Raw genomic sequence first — 16,079 nt, forward strand, 5'->3', positions numbered from 1 at the left:
CAAAAATGTAATTAAGCTTGTCTTATTTTTAAATAAAGTTAAAGTAAATGAAATATTCTAAATTTAAGATAATTATAGAAGTTTTACACTTGTTTGTAAATATTATACACTAAGTATAGCAAATACGATACAAAGGAGAAGATAACATGAAAAGATACAGGTATATATTATTAATTAATATAGTAGTAATCTTATTATGCGGGGGCTACTTAATCAAAGACAAGCTTCTAAATAATAAGTTGACTGAGGAAAAGCCAGTTGCAAACAAACCAGTTGAATCAAACCTAGATAAAATGTACGAACTGCCAGCCTTTTATGAAGATTTTCCAAGCCCGGAAAAGTTGAGGTTAATTCAGGTTGATTTGCGCAGAAAAGACTTATCTGAACTAGACTTAAAGGGAAGAAGTAAAGACCTTTTCAATGCATATTTTGACAGCACAACAAAATGGCCATCAAAGGATAAAATGCCTGAGGACTTTACCCCTGAAAAGGTATTAGAATTAGGAAAAGATCCTGGTCTTGGTATTAGTAAACTGCATAAGGAAGGAATAACAGGAAAAAACATAGGAATAGCTATATTAGATTCACCATTAAAAAATAAACATGTCGATTATAATGAGAGAATAAAACATTATGAAGAGATGTTCAATCCTATAGATGATAATCTTGAACATGGTCCGGCTGTAACTTCCATAGCTGCGGGAAAGAGTGTTGGTGTAGCATCAGAAGCTGACATATATTATTTTGCAGATGATAATGATTATACTGATAAAAATGGAAATACGAGAAACGATTTCGAAAAGGTAGCAAAGGTAATTGATAGAGTTATAGAAATCAATAAAACCTTGCCTGAAGATAAAAAAATAAGGGTTATATCCATGTCTGAAGGATGTGGACCAGAAGATAAGGGGTATAAGGAATTTAAAGATGCTGTTTCAAGAGCAGGTAAGGAAGGCATATTTGCAATATCGTCAATATTAGAAGATACTCATGGATTTAAATTTAGTGGATTAGGAAGATTCCCGGCAGATGATAATAATAATGTTTCTTCATTTGTCAATGGGAAGTTTTATCAAAATAAGTTATCAAAATTTACGTCCGAAGAATTTTTAAAATCAGTCAAAGATTACTTATACTTTCCAATGGACTCTAGAGCAGTAGCTGGTCCCAATAGTGATAATGAGTATATATTTTATAGATTTGGAGCCTACAGCTGGGTAGTACCATACATCTCAGGGTTATATGCACTTTCCTGTGAAGTAAATCCAAAGGTTACACCGGAACTATTTTGGAAAACCGCTTTAGAAACAAGCAAGGAAACAAAGTTTGATTATAAATCTAAAACTTATGAAATTAAGCATGTAGTAAGTCCAGTGGACTTGATAGAAAAACTTAGGGCATTAAAGTAAATATGCCCTAAGTTTTTATTGTATATTTTTATGAGTAATATATTATTATTGACTCCTATTACAATATAAGGTAACATATAATTAAGGCTTACAAATGTAATCTATATTGAATTCGCAGGAGGTAAAGAAATTATGGATTCTTTAAAAATATCAGATTCTGAATGGGAAATAATGAAGGTTATTTGGCAAAATCCTAACTGCACTGCAGGGGAGGTAATAGATGCTTTAAAGGATAAGAAGGAATGGCAGCCTAAGACTGTCAAGACTTTAATAAGAAGGCTTGTAGATAAGAAGGCTTTAGGCTACGAGCAGTATAAAAGGGAATATAAATATTATCCTTTGGTAGAAGAGGGAGATTGTGTTAAAGAAGAAAGCAAATCTTTTTTACAAAGAGTTTACAGAGGCTCTTTAAAAAATATGCTGCTTAATTTTATTGAGGATGAAAGTCTTACTAAAGAAGACATAGAAGAATTAACTCGTATTCTTGAAGAAAGGAAGTAGAGGATATGAATTTGGGGGAATTAATTCTTTACAGCTTTTTTAATGTTATGCTTTCGGTGTCTTTAAAAGCAAGTGTTATTGGGGTTTTTATTCTTGTACTGAGATCTATTCTAAAGGATAAAATGTCATTAAAGTTTAAGTATGCTCTTTGGCTTGTTCTAATACTTCGGCTGCTGCTTCCTATAACACCTCAGAGCAAATTCAGCATATATAATTTTACTCAATTCACTAATCAATACACTCATTTATATTCAGCTCAAAATACTAGTCTAGATATACCTACTAGTTCTAAAGATAATTCTAATATGAATATGACAGCTCAGAATAACACTTATATAACAGAAGCTCTCTCAAATAGTTATAATAATTCATCAGGAAAACATATTTTAAATTTAATGCCAATGCTGTGGCTAATAGGTATTATTGGAGGCCTTTTATTTGGAGGACTACTTTATATAAAATTTCTGTACAGTATTAAAAAATGTCCTAAAGTCAACAATCGTAAAATTTTAAACCTATTTGAGGAATGTAAAGAGCTTATGGATATACATAAGAAAGTAATGCTTGTACAGACGGATACTATAGCAACACCTGCTTTAACAGGTTATATGAGGCCAAAAATATTGGTGCCTAGTTCTATGATGGAAGACTGTAACATTACTCACATGAAATATGCATTATTGCATGAGTTAGCTCATGTGAAACGAAAAGATATACTTATTAACAACGTCTCTTACTTTTTGTCAATTGTATACTGGATGAATCCTTTGCTTTGGTTCTGTTTTAATAAGATGAGAGATGATAGAGAGCTTTGCTGCGATTCTTTAGCGCTTTCGTATTTATCTGATGAAGAAGTTAAAAGCTATGGAAGAGCAATAATTAAGATGGCTGAAGTTTCTTCAAAGACAGCATGGATCCCAGCATCAGGCTTTACAAGCAATAAATATAAAATTACTAGAAGAATAGAAAATATAAAGCTTTATGATAGATATTCCTATAGATTATCAATTCTTTCAGTTTCAGCAATTTTAATTTTAAGCTTTGTTTCCTTAACCAATTCTAAAGCAGAGACTATTGGAAGCTATTTAAAAGGCAATAGTAATGCTGCATTAATAAAGTATACAGATAATACTAATATTCCTTTTGTTAATGATGAAGAGGCCTTAGGAAAATGGAAGTCTATAGATTTTGTATATGATATAGATAATTTTAGTACAAAATATGTGAATTATGAGGGAAATCTGTTTTTAAAAAGTATAGTTCTTCTTCCGGACGGAAAGATGCCTCAAATGAATACAGAAGACAGTAAAGTCAATGAAGAAAAAACAGCAAACTGGATGAAATGGTCAAAAGGATATGTAATAAATAATATAAGTAAAACAGCAAGCAAGTATATTATAAAAGAAATTGATGGTACTAAATATATGTTCCTTGAATGGAAAAATGGGGATTATACAATTAGAGGTGTGAAGCCATTTTATTATGTGTTTAAAAAGGTGTTTTAGGGGTGGGAATTTATGAATAATGTTTTAGAACTTAATGATGTGCATAAATCCTTTGGAAAGATAGAGATAATTAAAGGAATAAGCTTTGAAGTAAAAGAGGGGGAAGTATATGGTTTTCTTGGACCAAATGGGTCAGGAAAAACTACCACAATAAGAATGATTGTGGGACTTATTAAGCCAAACAGTGGAAATATACGGATTAATGGATACGATGTGCAAAAACAGTTTGTAAAGGCAGTTAGTTCAGTAGGATGTATTGTTGAAAATCCGGATATGTATTTGGATTTTACGGGAAGAGAAAATTTAAATATTTTTGCAAAGCTCTATGGAAATGTAGATAGTAAAAGAATAGATGAAGTCGTAGAAATTATAGGATTAAAAGATAGGATAGATGATAAGGTGAAAAAATATTCCCTTGGAATGAAGCAGAGATTAGGTTTAGGTCAAGCGCTGCTTCCTAAGCCTAAATTATTAATATTGGATGAGCCAACTAATGGATTGGATCCTTTAGGAATTATTGATTTTAGAAATATAGTTAAGAATTTAGCCAAGGAATGTAATACTGCTGTCTTTGTATCATCTCATATTCTTTCAGAGATTGAACAGTTATGCGATAAAGTTGCTTTTATAGATAATGGACTTATAAAATCTATAGAAAAGATAAATGGATTGAGCTCAAATAGCACAGAAAAAATTATACTTAAAATTCATGAAATTGAGAAAGCAAAGCAGCTTTTAGGAGAAGTTAGCTTTGTAAAAAAAGTTGAGGAAAAGGAAGGAAGCTTAATTATAACTGCAGATAAAGATTGCTACTCTATGCTTATTACTATTCTAAGTGCAAAAGGAATACAGATATTAGACATTAATAGGATTCATCAGAATCTTGAAGATAGATTTATGGAGATATCTGGAGGAGGTAAGCACAGTGAATTTGTTTAAGGTAGAATTTTATAAGCTTATAAAAAGCAAGAAATATATCTTGTTTTGTTTAGCTTTAATAATGCTTATACTTGCTCAAATATATATTATTTATAGAAATGCCCAGAATGAAACACCTGATATAAAGCTTAAATATAACGAGAAATTGCTTGTAGACTATAGAGCAAAAGTTAAGGATGAGGAATTATCTAAAGATATTATAAAGGATTATGAAAATAAAATTAAAAAGATTGAGCAGGAAAATAAAGAACTTATAGAAGAAAAGAATAATCCAAACTACAATTGGATTGAAAAATTGAAGAAGAAGAATGAAGTCCTTGAAAATGAAAGAAAAAATGCGGAAATATCGTTGAGATTAAACGAAGCAGAAGACATTAATTCGCAGATTATGGTTAATAACTATTTAATCAATAATAATATAATGCCACATAAATCATACGAAATAAGTGCATATAACAATATGGGCAGCGTTATAAGCTTTGTTAATATTATATTTCTTCCTCTATTAATCGTCATATTAACTTATGACTTAGTTAGTGGAGAAATACAGTTTTCTACAATAAAGCTTCTGGCAACTAAGCCTGTTAAGAGAAGTCATATTATACTGGCTAAGTTTTTTAGTTCATTTATTGTAACAGTTGTAACTGTTTTAACTTTTGAGCTTCTGGGGTTTTTAGTTATTGCAGTTTTCTTTAAAACAGGAAGTCCTGTATATCCAATTTCTGCAGGAACTAAGTATACCATTGATAGCTTGGGAAAAGTAAGTGCAGCAGTAAATAGCTCTTCCTTAATATACGCATACAGCTATCTTGTCAGATTAGCATTGCTTCAAGTTTTATTTATCTTTTCATCAGTAAGCTTTACTCTAGTTATTTCAACTCTATTTGTGAACAATACAATAAGTTTAATGGTCAGTTCAGTTGTTATGCTGTTTTTGAACATAATTACTTCTATTTTACCTCAAGCCTTTCTTTCTAAAATTTATCCTTACCTGTTTACTACTTATGTGGATGGAGCAGGAGTAGTAAGAAGAAGTATTAATATAAGTTTAGGAACTGTTAATATAGGCTTCACTACCGGTTTATTTAGCACATTAATATGGGGAATTTTGTTTATTAGCCTGGCCTGCCGTAACTTTATTAAAAAAGATATTACAGCATAGGGGGATTAAGATGTTTAACATTATACAGATAGAATTATGGAAATTTGTTAGAAGAAAAAAATTCATTATATCCCTTGCATTATTAATGGTAGTATGTGTTTTTTGTATACTTTCTACAATAGTAGCGGCACCAAAGACCAGAGGAATAACAAATGAAATTAAAAGAACAAAGGATTATATTAATATCCTAGAGGAGCAAGGTAATCTTCAAAAGGATAAGGGAGCATCTGAAGCAGTAAATAAAGGCTACAGTAAAATAATAAATGATCAAAAGGAAAAACTTATACAGTTGGAAAAGCTGGCAGATGAAAATGTGCCTTGGCAGGAAAGAGTAAAACAGGATATAAGCTATTCAAAGCAATACTTGGAGAAGAACTGGAATCTGCCTCCTGTAGCCCAATACCAGGAACGTATAAATATAATGAAAAAGCAGTATTACTTAGATAACAATATACCCTACGACTATAACGAGAGTATAAAAAGCTTTAATGATATGCCGGACGAAATGAGGATATTTGGACTTCTTGGTCTTTTAATTATAGCAGGGATAATGGTCGTTGACATAGTATCAGGAGAGAACAAGCCCGCCACAATAAAATTGCTGCTTACAAAGCCTATAGAGAGAAGAAAAGTCATACTGTCTAAATTTATAGTAAGCTTTTTTGTGGTTAATGGAGTCATTTTATTATTTGAGCTTATAACTTTTGTTGCAATAGGAGGTATATTTGGCTTTGGAAACTCCTCTGTTCCTGCAGTCGCCGGAACAAAATATGCAGCTGTTTCCCCTGAATACGCAAATGAGCTGAAAAGTATAGTTATTCCAAACTTAAGCAGCACTTTTTTAATATCTTCAGGCAATCTTATTGTAAAAATACTGGTTATTCAGATTTTAGATGTTACTGCAAGCATAGCCTTTTGCTTTCTTTGTTCTACAGTAATTGAAAATAGCAATATATCAACTGGAGTAGCAGTATTCTTTATGGGATTTACTCATGCTCTTGTTTTACTAAAACATAATGGATTTATGTATCGTGTTCAGCCGCCGACTATCATTGATAAAATTTCTGCCTTTATATTTACTACTTATTATGATGGTCAGGCTGTTGTCAACGGAGATATAAATATGAAATTAGGACTTGATTTTATAAGTTACAGATATGTACTAGTAATTCTTATAGTCTGGATAGTTTTGTGTTATGGTATAAGTCATTTAGTATTTGTTAGAAAAGATATAACTTCATAAGGTATAGTTTGAATAACAGAATTTATTAAAATACATTTTAGATAGGGGGTTGGGGATTTAATGAATATTGTTCTGGAAGTTAACAATGTATATAAAAGCTTAAGCAGAAGAGAGATTATTAAAGGAATATCCTTCGATGTAAAAGAGGGAGAAATATTTGGATTTTTGGGGGCTAACGGGGCTGGAAAAACTACTACTATAAGAATGCTTGTTGGGCTTATTAAGCCTGATAAAGGAAACATAAGAATTATGGGCTATGATATCCAAAAGAATTTGGTAAAAGCCTTAAAGCAGGTTGGCTCTATAGTAGAATATCCGGATATGTATAATGACTTAACAGGAAGGGAAAATTTGATTATTTTTTCAAGGATGTACGGCAATGTAAGCAAGGAAAGAATAGAAGAGATTATCGAGCTTATAGGTTTAAAGGACAGAATAGATGACAAGGTTAAAAAGTATTCCTTAGGAATGAAGCAGAGATTAGGTCTTGGTCAGGCACTGCTTCCTAATCCGAAGCTTCTTATACTGGACGAACCAACAAATGGTTTTGATCCTCTTGGAATTATTGAGTTTAGAAATATAATAAAGAACTTGGCAAGAGAAAATAATACAGCAATTTTTATATCCTCACACATCTTAGCTGAAATTGAACAGGTTTGCGACAGGGTTGCTTTTATAGATAAGGGGATTATTAAATCTATCGAGTACACTAATAAACTTAAAAATAATGAAGAATATGACAAAGTGGAGCTTATAGTAAAAGAGCAAGCCAAGGGAGCAGAGCTTTTAGGCAAATTAGAGTATGTAAAAACAATTGATATACTTGATAATAAAATTTTATTAAGTATAGAGAAGGAAGCCTTCTCTAAGCTTATATTTGATTTGGGCAAAAATAATATTGAAGTTGAAAGCATCAATAAGCTTCATCAGAATCTTGAGGGAAGATTTATGCAAATTGTAGAGGAAGGTTAAACAAGGGGGGGATTGAATTGTGGAGGCTAATAAGAAATGAAGCATTAAAACTTATAAAAAGTAAAAAGTTTATTATACTTTGTTTTGTACTTATAGCAGTTTTTATATATGCAAACATTTCTGTTATAAAGGATATAGAAAGTTTAAATCCAGAAATTAAAAGAGTTAGGAACAGCGAAATGATAACTAAGCTGTCAAGACAACTTGAAACAGATAAGAAGCTTTCTAAAGAAGATAAGCTAAATGTTGAAAATCAGATAAAAAAACTAACTGAAGAAAATATTGCTTTAACTGAAGAAATGATGGCCTCAGTTAAGGATTGGAGAAAAAATACAGAAAAGAAAATCCAGACATTAAAAGAGCAAAAGAAGGATATAGATGCTTTGACTAACAATAGTGTAATGGAAAATCTAAATGCTCAAATAATGAAACTTCAATATTATTTAGATAATGATATGGCACCTGAAAAGGATTATAAAATTTATAGCTTTTCAGCTATGTTAAAGATTATGGAAACAATAAGTACTTTGCTTATTCCTGTGTTTATAGTTTTCTTAAGTGCTGATGTTATTTCAGGAGAGTACAGCAATTCTACAATAAAAGTTCTTTTAAGCAAGCCCGTATCAAGAAAGAAAATAGTTATTTCTAAATATCTTACCCATTGTCTGATAATAATCTCAATAATAGTTTTAGCAGAAACAGCTAATTTTTTGTTCTTAGGTTTGAAGTTTGAGTTTGGTAAAATTAAAAATCCTGTTGTAGCAGGAACTCAGTATGTTTATAATTCAAATAAAAATATGTGTGAAGCTCTATTAAACAGCTCTTATCTATGGTCATCAGGAAAAGCACTAGTGAGTTCTGCAGGGCTTCAATTATTATTTATTGCAGCACTAGTTGCTCTTGTTTTATTGATCTCTATTATTGTTACAAATAATGTTTCATCCTTGATAATAAGCTTTGTATTAATTGTAATAGTAAGCTTAGGAACGTTTTTAATCCCTGAACAAGCCTTTAGAAATATATATCCTTTGTTATTGACTACTTACTCTAATGCACCAATATTAATAACAGGTCAGATAGTTAATATAGTCAATAATCCCATTGTGAACATGAAAATGGGGATTATTGCGATGGGGATATATATGCTGTTTAGTCTATTGCTGTCTATGATTATATTCAGCAAAAAAGATGTTTTGATTTAATAAGGAGGGGCTGGCATGTGGGGATTAATAAGAAATGAATTTAAAAAAATGATAAGCAAGAAGAGATTTACTGTAGTATTTTTTGCACTTACAGCTGTTACGGTTTTCTTGGTTTTCATGATGTATCCTAATTATAAGAGGCTGCTTACTATAGACGGACAAGAAGCAGAAATAAATAGGCAGCTAGAAACGCTTAATCAAAGAAAACTTTATGCATTTTCAGTTGATGAGACTGGGCAGATGGATAAACAGTTAAATGTTCAAATTGCAAGCTTAAATGATAAACTTGATAAATTAGAAGAGCTTAAGAATACTGATAAACCATGGAAGGATAAGCTTAGAAAAAATATAGAAGATTTAAAGAAAGAAGAAAACTCTTATGAAAGTGTAAAACTTTTTACTCAAGCAGAAAAAGTAAATAAAGAGATATTGGTGAAAGAATATTATCTGAGTAATAATATTGAGTATAATTTTAATGGTGAATGTACTGCTTTTGGTTTGTTTTATTTTTATTTTGAGGCAAGTGAAAGATTATTTTTGATACTGATCTTATGTTTAGTACTTTCAGATAATGTGTCTAAAGAAAATAGTGATTCAACTATAAAAATGCTTTTAACTAAGCCGGTTTCAAGAGGAAAGATTATTCTTTCTAAGTTTTTAGCTAGCTTTATAGCAGCTAACGGAATGGTTATGCTGATACAGCTCTTAGGTTTTATAGCCATAGGGGTAGTCTTTGGTTTTGGAAATCCGTCAACACCAATAGCTATAGGAACAAAGTATGAAGTTTCAAGTCCTTTAGTTTTTAAAATTACAGGTCAGTATTTAAATTCAACTTTAAATAGCAGCTATATTCTGCCGATGTGGAAGGCTATGCTTTTATGGTTTGGACTTCAAGCATTATTAATACTGGCATTAACAGCCTTTTGCTTATTTGTTTCAACCTTGTTTAAATCAAATGTAATTTCTACCGGTGCAGCTTTTATTTACTGTACAATTTTATTTAGTATTTCCATACATGTTTCAGAGCTTCCTTTGAGAAAAGGATTTTTGACCCCAAGTTTCTCTATGAAAATTTTATCCTATATTTTTAACAGTTATTTTGATGTTGTTAAGCTTACTGATGGAAGCATGTCATTTGATTTACTAAATACGAACATAAATACTTTGTTATTTATTGCAGTTTCACTTTCTTGGACAGCTGCCTGTTATTTGTTGGCGCATATTATTTTTAATAAAAGGGATGTGCTGGAATAGAATAGTTAAATAGACGATCCTATTAAGGGAGTTATTAACCTTAATAGGATTTTTTTATTTTACTGCAAAAGTTGCTTAAGTAAAAATATTAATAAAAATATATAAAATTTTAGTAAAAATATATTGAAAATATAAATAAAATTTAGTAAAATTAAAATAAAGATAATAATTAGAAAATTCGATATTGTCATAAAATATGATTTTATATAGATTTCAAAATAAATCTGCTATTTGAAACTATGTAGAAAGAGAAGATTATGGAAAGTGTTAAGAGAAGAAAAACCCTTGCAGCAGATGCTGCTTTACTGCTGGTAGCTGTGTTTTGGGGAGGAGGCTTTGTTGCAGTTAAGGACGCTGTAACAAGTATCACACCCTTTTATATGATAGCGATAAGGTTTCTTTTATCTAGTTTGATTTTAGGGATTATTTTTTTAAAAAAGGTAAAAAGTTTAACTAAAAAAGATATCAAGATAGGAACTATTGTAGGAGTATTTTTGTTTCTTGCTTTTGCAGCACAGACTGCTGGAGCACAATATACTACAGCAGGCAAGCAGGCCTTTTTAACTGGAACTAATGTAGTTATTGTACCTTTTCTAGCTTGGCTTGTTTATAAGCATAAGCCTGATATTTACTCGGCGGCAGCCTCCGCATTGGTACTTATGGGAATAGGTTTACTAACCTTAAAGGAAGGCTTTACTATAAATTTCGGTGATGCTCTCACGCTTGTTTGTGCTCTTTTCTTTGCGGCACATATTAGTTGTGTAGGATATTTTGCTAAGAAAACTGATACTTCAGTTTTAGCAGTTACTCAAATGGCAGCAGCTTCCCTTATGTCTTTTATATGTGCTTTTATATTTGAGCCTCCTTTAAAAAATATACCAAGAGAAGCGGCAGGATCTATGATTTATATAGTGATTTTCAGCACAATGCTTGCTTTCTTTATTCAAACAACTGCTCAAAAATATACTACAGAAAGTCATGCGGCTATAATACTTTGTCTTGAATCAGTATTTGGTTCTATATTGGCAGTTATATTCTTAGGTGATGTTTTTACTAAAAATATGATAATTGGCTGCATTTTAATATTTTCAGGAATTTTGATCTCAGAAACTAAGCTTCAATTTTTGAAGAAAAATATCGGGAGGTGGGGCAAATGCGCGAAATGAAGCTTTGGGAAAATATAAACATAGACCATATCAATAGAATGAGAAGTCGTGTTTATTTTAATTCCTATAATGATAGAGATAAGGCAATTTTAAATGAAAAAAAATACAGCATAGCTTACAAGAAATTAAATGGAGTTTGGAAGTTTACATTTTTAGAAGCTCCGGAATATTCTCCTAAAGGTTTTTACAAGACAGACTATGACTGTTCTGATTGGCAGGACATTGTGGTGCCGGGTAATTGGCAACTTCAAGGTTATGGAAAGATGCACTATTCAGATGTTTGGTACAGCTTTCCTATAAGGCCACCTTTTGTGCCTTCTGAAAACCCAACGGGAATATACAGAAGAAGCTTTTATATAGATGAAAGCTTTAAGGATAAAAGAGTTATTTTAAGGTTTAATGGAGTAGATTCAGCTTTTAATCTTTGGATAAATGGCAAAGAAGTTGGCTACAGCAAGGGAGCAAGGCTTTTATCTGAATTTGATGTAACGGATTACGTAACTTGCGGAGAGAACATCTGTGTAGTAAGTGTATATCAATGGTCTGACGGCACTTATCTTGAGGATCAGGATATGTGGTGGCTCAGCGGAATATTTAGAGATGTGGAGCTTTATGCAGAGCCTGTAGATGGAATTGAAGATATTTTTGTCATTGCAGATTTAGACGAGAGCTACATAAATGGAAGGCTTACTATAAAAACATCTTTAAGAAGCATAAGAAATATCAAAGACTATTCACTGATTTACGAGCTGATAGATTATAAAAATGGAACTGTATTTTTAGAAGAGCAAAAGGGGTTAGAAAGTAATAATACTTTTGAAAAACATATAGAGAAACCTCTTAAATGGTCAGCTGAAGAGCCAAATATTTATAAGCTACTTATAAGCTTAAAAGAGGGAGATGAAATAAAGCAGGTAGTTCCTCAAAGCATTGGCTTTAGAAAGATTGAATTAAAAGAAGAAAACTTCTTGGTAAATGGAGCTCCTATAAAGCTTAAAGGCGTCAACAGGCATGATTTTAATCCTGTTAACGGTAGAGTTGTTGCTAAGGAAGAAATTGAAAAGGACATTGTGCTTATGAAGCAGCACAATATTAATGCAATTAGAACCTCTCATTATCCAAACTCTCCTTATTTATATGACTTGTGCGATAAATACGGAATTTATGTTATGGATGAAACAGACCTGGAGTGTCATGGTTTTGAGCTGACTAATGATTACAGCTGGATATCGGATAAACCAGAGTGGAAGCTTTCTTATGTAAGCAGAGTGGAAAGAATGATAGAAAGAGACAAAAATCATCCTTGTATTATAATGTGGTCCCTTGGAAATGAGTCATCCTTTGGTTGTAATTTTAAAGCTATGGCTGAAAGAGCAAGGCAGCTTGATCCAACAAGGCTTATTCATTATGAAGGAGACAGAAAAGCAGAGGTTACAGATATTTATTCAACAATGTATACCTGGCTTGAGCATGAAAATCCAAACAGGCTTACAATGGATAAAGTTATCAGTGATGCAAAAAAGCCTCACATAATATGCGAATACTGCCATGCTATGGGCAATGGTCCGGGAAACCTTAAGGAATATCAAGAGCTTTTTAACAATAACAAAAAGCTTCAGGGTGGCTTTATCTGGGAATGGTTTGACCACGGAATTGAGGCCTTTAATGAAAAAGGCGAGAAGTTTTATAAGTACGGTGGAGATTTTGGAGATGATCCTACTAACGGCAATTTCTGCGTAGATGGCCTATTAATGCCTGACAGAAAACCATCACCGGGGCTTTTGGAATTTAAAAAGGTAATCGAGCCTGTAGAAACAAGTGAAATATGCTTAGAAGAAGGCGTTATAAAAGTAAAAAACAGATATGACTTTATAGGTTTAGAGCATCTTGAGCTCATATATTCAGTTATTAAAGACAACGTGATAATTGCAAGCGGTAAAGGAAATATAAGAAACATCAATGCAGGAGAAGAAAAGGAGGTAAAGCTTGATTATGAAAGCTTTCTGCCTAAAGAAAGATACGGAGATTATTACTTAAATATTTCTTATAAGCTGAATAAGGACATGAACTGGGCTAAAAGCGGACATGAGGTTTCTAATGCTCAATTCAAGCTTCCTTCGAAGGAAGAGTTTACAAAGGTTAAACCCTTAGGAAAACTTGAGGTTATTGAAGAAGGTTTTAAGCTTATTATTAAGGGCAGTGACTTTGAAACAGCCTTTGATAAAGTAAAGGGAACGCTTTTATATGTGATAAAAGACGGCTGCAAGATACTAAACAAAGGACCTAAACTTAACTTCTGGAGGGCGCCGATAGATAATGATATGTACCTTTTAGAAGATTATTATAAGAAATATTTCATGCACCTTATGCTTGAAAGTGTTGAAAATTTTTACTACGAAAGAAAAGATAATTATGTTTTAGTTAAGGTTTCAACGGTTAATGGAAGTCCAAATAGTGCTTGGTATTATTCAAGCAGCTATGAATACAAAATTTATCCAAGCGGAGATATCCTATTAAATATTGAAGGAGAGCCAAGCGGAAAGCTCGAAAATGCTCCTGATATGCTGCCTAGAATAGGCATAAAGATGGAGCTTGATAAAAAATACAGTAATGTTAAATGGAAGGGAAGAGGTCCCGGAGAATGCTATTCAGATTCAAAGCAGTGCAATTTATTCGGCATATATGAGAGGAAGGTTGAAGAGCTTTTTACAAACTATGTAAGGCCTCAGGAGAATGGAAACAGAACAGATTGCAGCTTGGTAAGCTTAGCTGACGATAGAGGAGTTTCTTTTATGGTTTCTTCTAAGAATATGTTTGATTTCAGCGCAATGTATTATGAGGCAGAGGATTTGGAAAAGGCAAAGCATACAACTGATCTGATGATAAAAAGAGATTATATAACTCTAAACATCGATTATAAGCAAAATGGACTCGGCAGTAACTCTTGCGGACAAAATCAGCTTCAAAAATACAGATGTAAATTTGACAGCTTCAAATTAGCCTTAAAGCTGTCGGCTTACAATAACAAGGAAGTTTCAGAGCTTTCATTGGCAAGAGAAATAATAGAGGATTAATTTATAAAAAATGTTACAGGAAAAACCTGTTCATTAAAATAAATAATTTTAAAGGGGGACTATTTATGAAAAGCAAGAGTTTATTAACACTTGTACTTGCAAGCTTACTATCAATTATGACTTTAACAGGCTGCAACAAGACTAAAACAACTGAAGCTCCCAAGGATACAGACATAAATACCAATGAAAAAATAAATGTGAAGTATTGGGTTCCTTTTACTCCGAACCAATACATTAAAAGCTTGAATGAAAGCTTGATGTATCAGGAGCTTGAAAAAAAGACAAACGTGCATGTGGTATTTGACCATCCAGCTGAAGGTCAGGAAACAGAGCAGTTTAATCTTCTTGTAAATTCCAAGGATCTGCCGGATGTTATACAAACTTATGCAGGAGAGTATAAGGGTGGAGTAGATAAGGCTATAAAGGATGGAGTTTATTTAAGACTTAATGAATTAATAGATAAATACGCTCCAAACTTTAAAAAACTGCTTCAAGAGGACCCAGAGCTTGCTCGTCAGGTAACTACTGATGAAGGAAATATTTATGCTTTTCCTGTAATAGGAGAAGACAAGAATGAACCAGCCTGGTGGGGACCTGTTATTCGTAAGGACTGGCTTAACGATTTAGGTTTAAAAGATCCTGAAAGTATAGATGATTGGTACAATGTTTTAAAACAGTTTAAGGAAAAGAAAAATGCTCAGGCACCTCTTATGCTTGGGAAAAAAGGCATAGACTCTTATGGAACTTTGATAAGTGCTTTTAATATTGGCCCTGGTTTTTATAAAAACGGAAACACAGTGAAATATGGGCCAATTGAGCCTGAATTTAAGGATTATCTTGCAACAATGAATAAATGGTACAATGAGGGCTTAATAGATAAGGATTTTGCAACTCGTGATAAGAAGAGCAGAGAAGCTGTAATAACTTCAGGAAAAACTGGTGCCTTCATTACAGAATATGCTTTAGTTGACCAATACTCTGCAGCTATTAAGGGCACTGATGCCAAGGCGGAATTTGCGCCTACAGTGCAGCCTGCTTTAAAGAATGGGGATAAGGTTCATTACAGGGTAGTTAATAACAGAAATGGAGGATATGAGGCCGTAATAACTTCTTCCTGCAAAAACCCTGAAAGACTTGTAAAATGGTTTGATTACGCATACGGTAAAGAGGGTTATATGCTTTTTAACTATGGTATAGAAGGCACAAGCTACACTATGGTGGATGGCAAGCCTAAATTTACAGATATTATGACCAAAAATCCAGATGGACTTGATTTCTGGACAGTGTGCAACAAGTATAAGCTTGAAGTTGGTCCATATTTAAGAGACTATAAGGCTGTACCAGACTTTACAAAGTTTGATAAGGATGCAATGGATAAATGGACTAAGGCAGAGGCTGATTATGTACTTCCTCAAGTAAATATGACTGCTGAAGAGAGCGACAACTATTCAGCAATTATGGGAGATATAGATACCTACAGAGATGAAATGGTATTAAAGTTTATAACAGGCAAGGAGCCTTTAAGTAAGTTTGACAGCTATGTAACTCAGCTTAAGAAAATGCGTATTGATGAAGCTATAAAGACTTATCAAGCTGCACTTGAAAGATATAACAATAGAAAAATAAAGTAATTAATGTAAGAACTTTATTGC

The 16,079-nt window shown here is 32.4% G+C and carries 12 protein-coding genes; all 12 read left to right on the forward strand.

Translation table 11 applies throughout. The annotated features are described in order from the left end of the window. Positions 1 to 146: 146 nt before the first annotated feature. Positions 147 to 1,409, forward strand: coding sequence for a S8 family serine peptidase (locus JK636_RS15045; protein WP_202749832.1), 1,263 nt, complete (start codon positions 147 to 149; stop codon positions 1,407 to 1,409). Positions 1,410 to 1,541: 132 nt separating this feature from the next. Continuing rightward, positions 1,542 to 1,910 (forward strand): BlaI/MecI/CopY family transcriptional regulator, encoded by a 369-nt coding sequence (locus tag JK636_RS15050; RefSeq protein WP_202749833.1) that lies wholly within the window; start codon positions 1,542 to 1,544, stop codon positions 1,908 to 1,910. A gap of 5 nt (positions 1,911 to 1,915) precedes the next feature. Continuing rightward, on the forward strand, positions 1,916 to 3,415 hold the full coding sequence (locus JK636_RS15055) for a M56 family metallopeptidase (RefSeq protein WP_202749834.1): 1,500 nt from the start codon (positions 1,916 to 1,918) through the stop codon (positions 3,413 to 3,415). Between the two features lie 12 nt (positions 3,416 to 3,427). Continuing rightward, complete coding sequence (locus JK636_RS15060) at positions 3,428 to 4,354, forward strand: ABC transporter ATP-binding protein (protein WP_202749835.1); 927 nt, start codon at positions 3,428 to 3,430, stop codon at positions 4,352 to 4,354. Beyond that, positions 4,341 to 5,516: an ABC transporter permease subunit gene (locus tag JK636_RS15065; RefSeq protein ID WP_202749836.1), complete on the forward strand. Its 1,176-nt coding sequence runs from the start codon at positions 4,341 to 4,343 to the stop codon at positions 5,514 to 5,516. Before JK636_RS15060 ends, JK636_RS15065 begins: the two co-directional genes overlap by 14 nt. A 10-nt stretch (positions 5,517 to 5,526) precedes the next feature. After that, positions 5,527 to 6,759 (forward strand): ABC transporter permease subunit, encoded by a 1,233-nt coding sequence (locus JK636_RS15070; protein ID WP_202749837.1) that lies wholly within the window; start codon positions 5,527 to 5,529, stop codon positions 6,757 to 6,759. Positions 6,760 to 6,819: 60 nt separating this feature from the next. Further along, positions 6,820 to 7,731, forward strand: a complete 912-nt coding sequence (locus JK636_RS15075; RefSeq protein ID WP_202749838.1) for an ABC transporter ATP-binding protein — start codon at positions 6,820 to 6,822, stop codon at positions 7,729 to 7,731. Positions 7,732 to 7,748: 17 nt separating this feature from the next. Then, complete coding sequence (locus JK636_RS15080; RefSeq protein ID WP_202749839.1) at positions 7,749 to 8,933, forward strand: ABC transporter permease; 1,185 nt, start codon at positions 7,749 to 7,751, stop codon at positions 8,931 to 8,933. A gap of 15 nt (positions 8,934 to 8,948) precedes the next feature. Next, positions 8,949 to 10,187: an ABC transporter permease gene (locus tag JK636_RS15085; protein WP_202749840.1), complete on the forward strand. Its 1,239-nt coding sequence runs from the start codon at positions 8,949 to 8,951 to the stop codon at positions 10,185 to 10,187. A gap of 257 nt (positions 10,188 to 10,444) precedes the next feature. Next, entirely contained in the window at positions 10,445 to 11,353 is a 909-nt protein-coding gene (locus tag JK636_RS15090) for a DMT family transporter (protein WP_202749841.1), read from the forward strand. Next, positions 11,341 to 14,427, forward strand: a complete 3,087-nt coding sequence (gene ebgA / locus JK636_RS15095) for a beta-galactosidase subunit alpha (protein WP_202749842.1) — start codon at positions 11,341 to 11,343, stop codon at positions 14,425 to 14,427. The genes JK636_RS15090 and ebgA overlap by 13 nt, the downstream gene beginning before the upstream one ends. Before the next feature lie 65 nt (positions 14,428 to 14,492). Then, the gene (locus JK636_RS15100; protein ID WP_202749843.1) at positions 14,493 to 16,058 is read left to right on the forward strand and encodes a type 2 periplasmic-binding domain-containing protein; all 1,566 of its coding nucleotides are present in this window, start codon (positions 14,493 to 14,495) and stop codon (positions 16,056 to 16,058) included. The last annotated feature ends 21 nt before the right edge of the window (positions 16,059 to 16,079 follow it).

The sequence above is a fragment of the Clostridium rhizosphaerae genome, assembly GCF_016765585.1.
GTDB classification, from domain to species: Bacteria; Bacillota; Clostridia; order Clostridiales; family Clostridiaceae; genus Clostridium_AT; species Clostridium_AT rhizosphaerae.

What these genes read in the sequence shown, in the direction of transcription:
- JK636_RS15085 (WP_202749840.1), top strand. Translation starts at nt 8,949, where the DNA reads ATGTGGGGATTAATAAGAAATGAATTTAAAAAAATGATAAGCAAGAAG.
- JK636_RS15070 (WP_202749837.1), top strand. Translation starts at nt 5,527, where the DNA reads ATGTTTAACATTATACAGATAGAATTATGGAAATTTGTTAGAAGAAAA.
- JK636_RS15090 (WP_202749841.1), top strand. Translation starts at nt 10,445, where the DNA reads ATGGAAAGTGTTAAGAGAAGAAAAACCCTTGCAGCAGATGCTGCTTTA.
- JK636_RS15100 (WP_202749843.1), top strand. Translation starts at nt 14,493, where the DNA reads ATGAAAAGCAAGAGTTTATTAACACTTGTACTTGCAAGCTTACTATCA.
- JK636_RS15060 (WP_202749835.1), top strand. Translation starts at nt 3,428, where the DNA reads ATGAATAATGTTTTAGAACTTAATGATGTGCATAAATCCTTTGGAAAG.
- JK636_RS15045 (WP_202749832.1), top strand. Translation starts at nt 147, where the DNA reads ATGAAAAGATACAGGTATATATTATTAATTAATATAGTAGTAATCTTA.
- JK636_RS15050 (WP_202749833.1), top strand. Translation starts at nt 1,542, where the DNA reads ATGGATTCTTTAAAAATATCAGATTCTGAATGGGAAATAATGAAGGTT.
- JK636_RS15075 (WP_202749838.1), top strand. Translation starts at nt 6,820, where the DNA reads ATGAATATTGTTCTGGAAGTTAACAATGTATATAAAAGCTTAAGCAGA.
- ebgA (WP_202749842.1), top strand. Translation starts at nt 11,341, where the DNA reads ATGCGCGAAATGAAGCTTTGGGAAAATATAAACATAGACCATATCAAT.
- JK636_RS15055 (WP_202749834.1), top strand. Translation starts at nt 1,916, where the DNA reads ATGAATTTGGGGGAATTAATTCTTTACAGCTTTTTTAATGTTATGCTT.